The sequence below is a fragment of the Gillisia marina genome, assembly GCF_000258765.1.
GTDB lineage: Bacteria > Bacteroidota > Bacteroidia > Flavobacteriales > Flavobacteriaceae > Gillisia > Gillisia marina.
This window is the reverse complement of record NZ_AJLT01000023.1, coordinates 64,534-73,135: the sequence shown is the minus strand read 5'-3', so window position 1 is coordinate 73,135 and position 8,602 is coordinate 64,534. Positions and strand designations below refer to the sequence as shown.

Here is an 8,602-nt window from a genome sequence, read left to right as displayed (position 1 = left end):
CCCCCTAATTATGGTTGGATCGCCAGCTACCAAGGAGTTAATTGATCTCAAAGAGAATTCCAGCTATAGATCTGATATTCATTTTCTCTCAGATATTTCAGATACATTATTAAGATCTTCTTATCAAGGAGCAAGTGTTTTATTATTTCCTTCTTTAGAGGAAGGTTTTGGATGGCCAATTGTAGAGGCTATGGCAAGTGGTTGCCCAGTAATAACCATAAATAAAGCTCCTATGAATGAGGTTGGCGCAAAGAGCTGCTATTATTTTTCTCCTATTCCAGATAATGAAAGAGAGAAAGACGAATGGGTGAATCTTAGCGCTACTAAATTAGAAGATGTATTGAATTTATCTGAAATTGAACGGGAAATACTAATTAAAAAGGGGATGGAGAATTCTAAAAGATTTAATACAGCTGATGCTTTAGATAAAATAGAATCAGTTTATAAGAATATTCTAAGCGGGCACAATTATTAGTGTTTGTAAGATATCAGGTTGGTAGCTCATTATGCCGGTAGTTTAAGAGCTAATCTCCCTCAAAGAATTAAAAACATAGGGCTTGCTTCTAAATTTTAAGGTTTTTTCTTTACGAATAACTAATAACTAATAACTATTCACTATCGGGACAAATCTTATTTGCTTTCCCAGACAATATTAGTTGGCTGTAATCTATCTACCCTTAAGCATTACAGGGATTGATTTAAAAAACTCAAAATTTTGGTGATTCTAAAATACCCCGTATCCAATATGTATTAGGGAAATATAGTGAAGCATTCAGTTTCTATTTCCCATTAAAAATTAGATACCCATACTCTAAAAAATAGTTAAGCCAACTCATCTTAATTTTTTCAGCATGAAAGTTATCCATTTTATATGTTCTATAGATCAAGCTTCGGGGGGGAGTTGCTAAGTACATGCAACTTCTAGCTTCTGGGGTTACAAATCAATTAGATTTAATTATTGTAACCGGTGGTTCTAAGAACCCAATTCATATACCGAAAACAAAAGTGATTTTTTTAGATTTAAATCTTAGTCGTTGGTTCTATTTTAAGAAAGAATTTACTGAAATACTCAAGGAGGAACAACCAGATCTAATTCATATAAATGGGATTTGGAATCCGCAGAATGCTCTTTTTCAGAAAGTTGCTCAAAAGTTGGGGCATAAGGTTATTGTTTCGCCACATGGAATGCTGGAGCCTTATATAATGAACCGAAATTCACTTAAAAAAAAGATCGCCTTATCCTTGTATCAAAAGGAAGCTATTAAAAACGCGAATTATTTACTTACCACAGCAGAATCTGAATTAGAACAAATAAGAACGCTAGGATTTACAGTTCCAGCGGCAATTATACCAAACGGTATAGATATTTCTGAAGTTAAGATAAAAAGGAATTGGCCTGAAGAAAATTCAGAGGTAATAAAGATCTTATTTCTTTCTAGAATACATCCTAAAAAAAGGGTTGGAACTACTAATAGATGCTATTGAATTAATTAAAAATAGAAATCTGAAAATAAATATCGCCGGAGAGGGAGACCAAAAATATTTGGAACACCTTAAAAATTTAATACTTAAAAAGGGATTGACTACAAATTTTAATTTTTTAGGAGGTGTGTATAATCAGGAAAAATGGAAAATTTATAAAGAGTCAGATCTTTTTGTGCTCCCTACTTATAGCGAGAATTTTGGAATTGTAATTATTGAGGCACTTGCAGCTAGGGTTCCTGTAATAACCACAACGGGTACTCCTTGGGAAGAACTGCAAACAAATAAATGTGGTTGGTGGATTAAACCTAACGCAGAGGCCTTGGCCAAAGCCATCCAAAAAGCAATGAACTCTTCTCCTGCACAATTAAAATCTATGGGAATAAGAGGAAGAGCTTTGGTAGAAAGAAAATATGACATCCAAAAAGTGGCACTTATGATGCAAGATTTTTATCAGGATGTTATGGATATAGAAAACTCAACGGAATTAATAACTGAACTAAAAAAGAATTATGGATAACACAATGGTAGATCTATCACAGTATGATTCCAGTTTCAGTCTTTTTAATAAACTAAGTAGGATTGTTTGGAATTTTTGTTACTGGTTTTTATTTAGACCTTTCTTTCTACCTTTTTTTAAGGGATGGAGAAGATTTGTTTTGAGAAGCTTTGGAGCAAAGATAGGAGAAGAGGTTAATATATATGCAAGTGCCAGAATTTGGGCTCCTTGGAATTTGGAGATTGGCGATCATTCCAGTATTGGGCCAAAGGTAGACTGTTACAATCAAGGTAAAATTGTAATTGGAAATCACACTAATATATCTCAGAAAACATATTTGTGTGCCTCTACTCATGATTTTACAATAAGCAATTTTCCCTTAGTACTAAAGCCTATATGGATCAAAAACCAGGTTTGGATAGCAGCAGATGCCTTTATTGCCCCGGGGGTAACTATAGAAGAAGGTGCTGTTGTGGCTGCACGCGCGGGGGTATTTAAAAATGTGGAAGCTTGGACAGTTGTAGGAGGGAATCCTGCAAAAAAAATTAAACAAAGAATAATAAACTAAACGTATATGAAAAAGATACCAGTTACGGTTATAGTACCGGTAAAGAACGAAGAAGCTAATTTACCTCATTGCTTAAGATTGTTAAGAAATTTCGATCAGGTAATGGTTATCGATTCCAATAGTACAGATGCAACTACCGCTATTGCTGAAAAGTTTGGTGTAGAAATACATCAGTTTAAATGGAATGGTAACTTTCCTAAAAAAAGAAATTGGGCGCTTAGAAATTTGGTTATTAATAATGAATGGGTGTTTTTTTTGGATGCCGATGAATATATAACCAAAGAATTTGAAGATGAATTAAAAGAAAAAATTAAGGATCCTAATATGAATGGGTTTTGGATTAATTTTCGGAATTATTTTATGAATAAACAATTAAAATATGGAGATCCATTTAAAAAGCTAGCTCTTTTTAGAATAGGGAAAGGGGAATATGAGCAAATTTTAGAGGATTCCTGGAGCCATCTGGATATGGAGGTGCACGAGCATCCTATAATAGATGGGAATGTGGGAAGTATTAATATGCCCGTAATTCATAACGACTTTAAGAACCTCGAGCTTATATTGCGCGCCATAATGCCTATTCTACTTGGGAAGCCAAACGTTTTTTAACCTTAAGAGAGACAGGTTTAAAAGATTTAAATAGAAGGCAAAAAATGAAATATAGATTAATGCAATTTGGTCTATTGCCTTTAAGCTATTTTATTGGCAGTTATTTTTTAAAACTCGGATTTTTAGATGGAATAGAGGGATACTATTTCTCGAAATTTAAATCTCATTATTTTCTTCAGATACAAACAAAAATTAAGGAATTAGAAAATCTTCAATCTAACACAAGCTCGATCTTTAAAAATCAGCAAAATCAATTAAAAATAGGCTCAAACTTTTTATTCGAAAAAAAATAGCTAATCATATTAGTGAGGTGCATGCATAGCCTATAGTTGGCTTTAAATTATAACACATCATTTCAGCTAATTGTGTCGTCTTACGCTGCAAAACGGGAAAAACTATTCTACCTAATAAGCGATTAGGCTCTTGTAAAGAATGGGTACTTGTCAAAATTTTATCCAAAACAATACCCCCAGTTTCTTCCTCCATTTTACCTACGATGTCTAAAGGCTAATAATTGGAATAATTTAAAATTAAAATGAATAGCATCATGCATAGTACAATAACAGTAATCATTCTAACTTTTAATGAAGAAAAGCACATAGCACGATGTATTAACTCCCTAAAAGGTATTGCCAATGAGGTATTCATTGTAGATTCTTTTAGTGACGATAATACTATAGCAATAGCACAAGAATTAGGAGCAAAAGTATTTCAAAACCCTTTTGTTAACCACTCTATTCAATTTAATTGGGCCTTAAAAAATTGCCCTATAAATTCTGAATGGGTTTGGAGAATAGATGCTGATGAATATATCGAAAAATCAGAATCCTTAAATTTAAATGAAACATTAAATAAGCTGCCTGCTACGGTTACAGGCGTGTACATTAAACGGAAAATAATATTCCTGGGAAAACCTCTTTTGCATGGAGGTTGGTATCCGGTTTGGCACTTAAAACTTTGGCGCAGAGGAAAAGCCTTTTGTGAAAACCGATGGAAAGATGAACACATGGTTTTAAAGGAAGGAACATCTGTTAAATTGGATTGTATTCAGATAGATGAAAATCTAAATAATTTATCTTGGTGGAGCCAAAAGCATAACATTTATGCCACCCGGAAGATGGTGGATCTTCTTGCTGGAAAATATCAAATCTTTGAAGGAAACACAGTTGTGCCTAAATATTTTGGAACAGATGAACAAAAAAACGTTGGCTGAAATTAAGATATATTTCTCTTCCACTTTTCATTCGCCCCATTCTCTATTTGGTTTATTGTTACATAATTAAATTAGGATTTTTGGATGGTAAGTCAGGATTAGTTTGGTATGTTTTACAAGCCTTTTGGTATCGGTTTCTTGTAGATGCAAAAATATTTGAATTGGAACGAAGCTTCAATAATGATCAAAAATAAGTAGTAGAATTTATTCGAGAAAACTATCAAATTCCTTCTGTAGAACATTCTCACGTCTAATTTAAAGAATCTATTTTGACGAAATTATATTTACATATCAGATTAATTTATTTTGAGAATATCTTATAGAAATTTAGAATAAGAGAAGTTTAGCAGCAATAAAATATATTGAATTATTGAAGTAAAAATTTTTATAGTATGAAAAAAATATTGGTTACAGGAGGCGCAGGATTTATTGGTTCCCATCTTTGCGAGCGGTTATTACAAGAAGGAAACGAGGTGATTTGTTTAGATAATTATTTTACCGGTAGTAAAAAGAACATAGTGCATTTATTGGACAAGCCTTATTTTGAATTGGTCCGGCATGATATAACCTCACCCTATTTTGCTGAGGTAGATGAAATTTTTAACCTGGCATGTCCTGCATCACCCGTTCATTATCAATACAATCCTATTAAAACCATTAAAACTTCGGTAATGGGAGCTATAAATATGTTAGGATTGGCAAAGCGTGTAAAAGCAAGAATTTTACAAGCAAGTACGAGCGAAGTTTATGGAGATCCCGATATTCATCCACAACCAGAGCATTATTGGGGTAATGTAAACCCCATTGGTCCGCGGGCCTGTTATGATGAAGGGAAACGCTGTGCAGAAACCCTTTTTATGGATTACTACGTGCAAAACAATGTAAAAATTAAGATTGTAAGGATCTTTAATACCTATGGGCCAAATATGAACCCAAATGATGGAAGAGTAGTTTCAAATTTTATTGTACAGGCTCTTAAAGGAGAAAATATTACAATTTTCGGAAATGGATTGCAAACAAGATCTTTTCAATATGTGGATGATCTCTTAGAAGGAATGTTGCGAATGATGGATACCGATGAAAACTTTACCGGTCCAATAAATATTGGCAATCAAAAAGAATTTACTATGCTGGAATTAGCTAAAACTATTTTAGATATAACAGGCTCTAGTTCTAAACTAATTCATAAACCGCTACCTACGGATGATCCTAAACAAAGACAGCCAGATATTGATCTAGCCAGAGAGTTTTTATGTGGCTGGGAACCCAAAATTCAACTACAGGAAGGTTTAGAAAAGACAATAATCTATTTTGAATCTTTGCTTCGAATTACAAAACTAGCTAAAATTGTTTTGCGTAACTGATATTTAAAAGTTCCCACCTTTGTGAATTCAGCTTATATAAGCACATGGAAATAATCCCCAATAATATATTTTGCTATTTTAGATAAAAAAAATCATTTAAGTCTTTGATATTCAGTATAGTTTTGACTACTTTAGAATATAATATATTAATCCCCCTATAAATTCTATTTGCCTAACCTCTACAGTAAGGCAATTACACTCTACACAACCATAATTTTGAATATGTGCGATGAAAACTAGTTCAGTTTTTACTGGTCTGTCATTTCATATGTCTATAGGGGATTTCCTTTAAAAAAAATAAAATGCCCACATCTTGTATGCATATTATGCGAGATAAAAATTGAAATACCTCATTTTAATTTTTTGGTTTAATTACTAAATAGAAATAAAATGAAATCAAAAGCTTTACTAGTCTCGTTTTATACTGTGATGCATTTATGTATTACAGATGTTTTTTACTTATTGCTCATTCCGGAAACTTCTAATTTTCCAATAGGGCTAATTGTATATAACATTGTTTGGATGTTAATTGCCATGGTAATTAGCAGTTTAGCGCTACTAAAACCTGAAAACGGAGAATTATATCAATAGATCTATTTAAATAAAATTAAATCTGCTTATGAAAATTTCAATAATTACTATTGTTTATAACAGGGCGCATTGTATTGAAAGTTGTATTCTTTCTGTATTATCTCAAACCTATCAAAACATAGAATATATTATAATTGATGGGGGATCTAATGATGGTACTCAACAAAAAATAGAACCTTATTTAGATAAAATAGATTATTATATTTCTGAAAAAGACGAAGGTATTTTTGATGCCCTAAATAAGGGAGTTAAAAAGGCTACAGGCGATATTATAGGAATTTTAAATTCGGATGATTTCTTCTACAAACCCGAAACGATCCAAAATATCGTAGAGGCTTTTAAATCTTCAAAAGCCGATTTGGTTTATGCAAAAGGTGTATTTGTGGATTCAACCAATCTCAATAAGGTTAAACGGATGTATCCTTCAGATCCATTTAGAAGTAACCTACTATATTTTGGGTGGATCCCTTTACATACTACAATTTTTGTGCGTAAAGAAGTTTTTATCAAATATGGGTATTACAATTCTGGATATACTATTGCCAGTGATTACGAAATTTCTTTGCGCTGGTTCAAAAATCCCGCGATTAAAAAATATTTTCTCGATGAGTGGGTAGTGAAAATGAGACTGGGAGGTCTAAGTACATCTGCCAAATTACAGCTTTTAAAATCTACGGAAGATCTTAGAATTATTCGTCAGTATAAGCTCAATGGACTTTTCACCTTAGCATTTAAAATTGTAAGAAAAATTCCACATTATATAATCCCTCGGATTTCTGGAATTAAGGAAACCACGTAAAAACATACATATCATCATATTAATACCATAGCATGAAAGGGGCGCATTTTATTATACCATTTTCGGTAGGTGCTCATCTGGTTGTTATAAATGTCACTCTTTATTTATTAACACCAAGCACCTATCTAAATATTTTAGCTATACTGGGCTATAATATTGCATGGCTACTTACTGCAATTGGACTTAATTTTTATACAATAGAAAGAAAAGAGCGGTTTATTACCAAATTTCACAAATTCTTGAGGCATTATTTTATTTTCAGTTTAACGTATTTCTCAATATTTGCCGTATTGAAAATTGAGTTTTCCTTACAATATCAGCTGTTTGTCTTAAGTTTTTTGCTATTCCTACTTATATTTTATAGATGGTTTTTCTTTTCTGTTCGAAGGCTTTATAGAGTTGGCGGAGGGAATTTTGTAAATGTAGTAGTTATAGGAAAAGATAAGAATATGATAAAAATTCAGGAAATATTTAGGGAGCCTGATTTTGGATATCGGTATCATGGATATTTTCATAATTTAAATTCAAAAGAGCCAGATTATCTTGGAGGTATAGAGAGCTGTTATGAATTTATTTTAAAAAATGGAGTAGAAGAGGTTTATTGTTTAGCATCTCAAGTTTCTAATGAAGAGCTTCATAGGCTTATATCCTTTGCCGACAATAATTTAAAGCGTTTAAAGCTAGTTCCAGATAATAAAGGGGTTTCTACACGAGCAATGCAAGCAGAATTATTTGACAATGTTCCAATAATCAATTTGCGAGAACTCCCCTTAGAGAGAAATTATGCCAAATACGGGAAACGTGTCTTCGACATAATTTTTTCTTCTCTCGTGATCTTATTAATACTCTCGTGGTTATGTCCTTTATTATATATAATTACAAGGTTTGAATCTCGAGACCCTTTGTTTTTTAAGCAAGTAAGACACGGTTATAATAAAAAGGAATTTCAGTGTTATAAATTTAGATCGATGGCTAACAATGCATTGGCCCACACAAAAATGTGTGTAAAAAATGATTCCAGAATTACGAGAATAGGAAAAGTTTTGAGGAAAACCAGCATCGATGAATTGCCACAGTTTTTTAATGTTTTAAAAGGTGAGATGAGTGTTGTGGGGCCAAGGCCTCATATGGAGTTACATACTATGGAATACTCAAGATCTATAGATAAGTATTTGGTAAGGCATTTTGGAAAACCAGGAGTAACTGGTTTAGCACAAGTAAAGGGGTATCGAGGAGAAATAATTAAAAAATCTGATATTATTAATAGAACACGATTTGATATTTTCTATTTGGAAAAGTGGTCATTAGCATTGGATCTCTCTATAATATACTCAACGGTTAGACAGATTTTTAACGGAGAAGAAAAAGCTTATTAATAATATATAGTGATCGATTTTATCGAAGCTTATTATTTAAACATTGTTTAATCCTAATTCAATATTATGAAAATCTATAATCTGATTAAAAGAAAGCTATT

10 protein-coding genes are annotated in these 8,602 nt (G+C 32.3%); all 10 read left to right on the top strand.

Annotated elements, in window-relative coordinates; genetic code table 11:
* Positions 1 to 475 (top strand): glycosyltransferase (locus ON07_RS07560; RefSeq protein ID WP_010229657.1); only part of this gene is annotated, 475 nt, incomplete at its 5' end.
* Positions 476 to 882: 407 nt separating this feature from the next.
* Positions 883 to 1,485 carry a glycosyltransferase gene (locus ON07_RS15940; RefSeq protein WP_262486217.1) on the top strand — a complete coding sequence of 201 codons (603 nt, stop codon included), beginning with the start codon at positions 883 to 885 and terminating at the stop codon, positions 1,483 to 1,485.
* Positions 1,460 to 2,002 carry a glycosyltransferase gene (locus ON07_RS15935; RefSeq protein WP_050915865.1) on the top strand — a complete coding sequence of 181 codons (543 nt, stop codon included), beginning with the start codon at positions 1,460 to 1,462 and terminating at the stop codon, positions 2,000 to 2,002. Before ON07_RS15940 ends, ON07_RS15935 begins: the two co-directional genes overlap by 26 nt.
* Entirely contained in the window at positions 1,995 to 2,549 is a 555-nt protein-coding gene (locus tag ON07_RS07550) for an LbetaH domain-containing protein (RefSeq protein WP_010229656.1), read from the top strand. Before ON07_RS15935 ends, ON07_RS07550 begins: the two co-directional genes overlap by 8 nt.
* 6 nt (positions 2,550 to 2,555) lie before the next feature.
* The gene (locus ON07_RS14870; protein ID WP_010229653.1) at positions 2,556 to 3,158 is read left to right on the top strand and encodes a glycosyltransferase family 2 protein; all 603 of its coding nucleotides are present in this window, start codon (positions 2,556 to 2,558) and stop codon (positions 3,156 to 3,158) included.
* Between the two features lie 547 nt (positions 3,159 to 3,705).
* Positions 3,706 to 4,371: a glycosyltransferase family 2 protein gene (locus ON07_RS14865; RefSeq protein WP_010229648.1), complete on the top strand. Its 666-nt coding sequence runs from the start codon at positions 3,706 to 3,708 to the stop codon at positions 4,369 to 4,371.
* A 392-nt stretch (positions 4,372 to 4,763) separates the two neighbouring features.
* Positions 4,764 to 5,735, top strand: a complete 972-nt coding sequence (locus ON07_RS07530; RefSeq protein ID WP_010229646.1) for a UDP-glucuronic acid decarboxylase family protein — start codon at positions 4,764 to 4,766, stop codon at positions 5,733 to 5,735.
* A 390-nt stretch (positions 5,736 to 6,125) separates the two neighbouring features.
* Positions 6,126 to 6,326, top strand: a complete 201-nt coding sequence (locus ON07_RS16470; protein ID WP_010229644.1) for a hypothetical protein — start codon at positions 6,126 to 6,128, stop codon at positions 6,324 to 6,326.
* A 28-nt stretch (positions 6,327 to 6,354) separates the two neighbouring features.
* Positions 6,355 to 7,125: a glycosyltransferase family 2 protein gene (locus tag ON07_RS07525; RefSeq protein ID WP_010229642.1), complete on the top strand. Its 771-nt coding sequence runs from the start codon at positions 6,355 to 6,357 to the stop codon at positions 7,123 to 7,125.
* A 32-nt stretch (positions 7,126 to 7,157) separates the two neighbouring features.
* The gene (locus tag ON07_RS07520) at positions 7,158 to 8,501 is read left to right on the top strand and encodes an exopolysaccharide biosynthesis polyprenyl glycosylphosphotransferase (RefSeq protein ID WP_010229640.1); all 1,344 of its coding nucleotides are present in this window, start codon (positions 7,158 to 7,160) and stop codon (positions 8,499 to 8,501) included.
* Positions 8,502 to 8,602 lie beyond the last annotated feature (101 nt).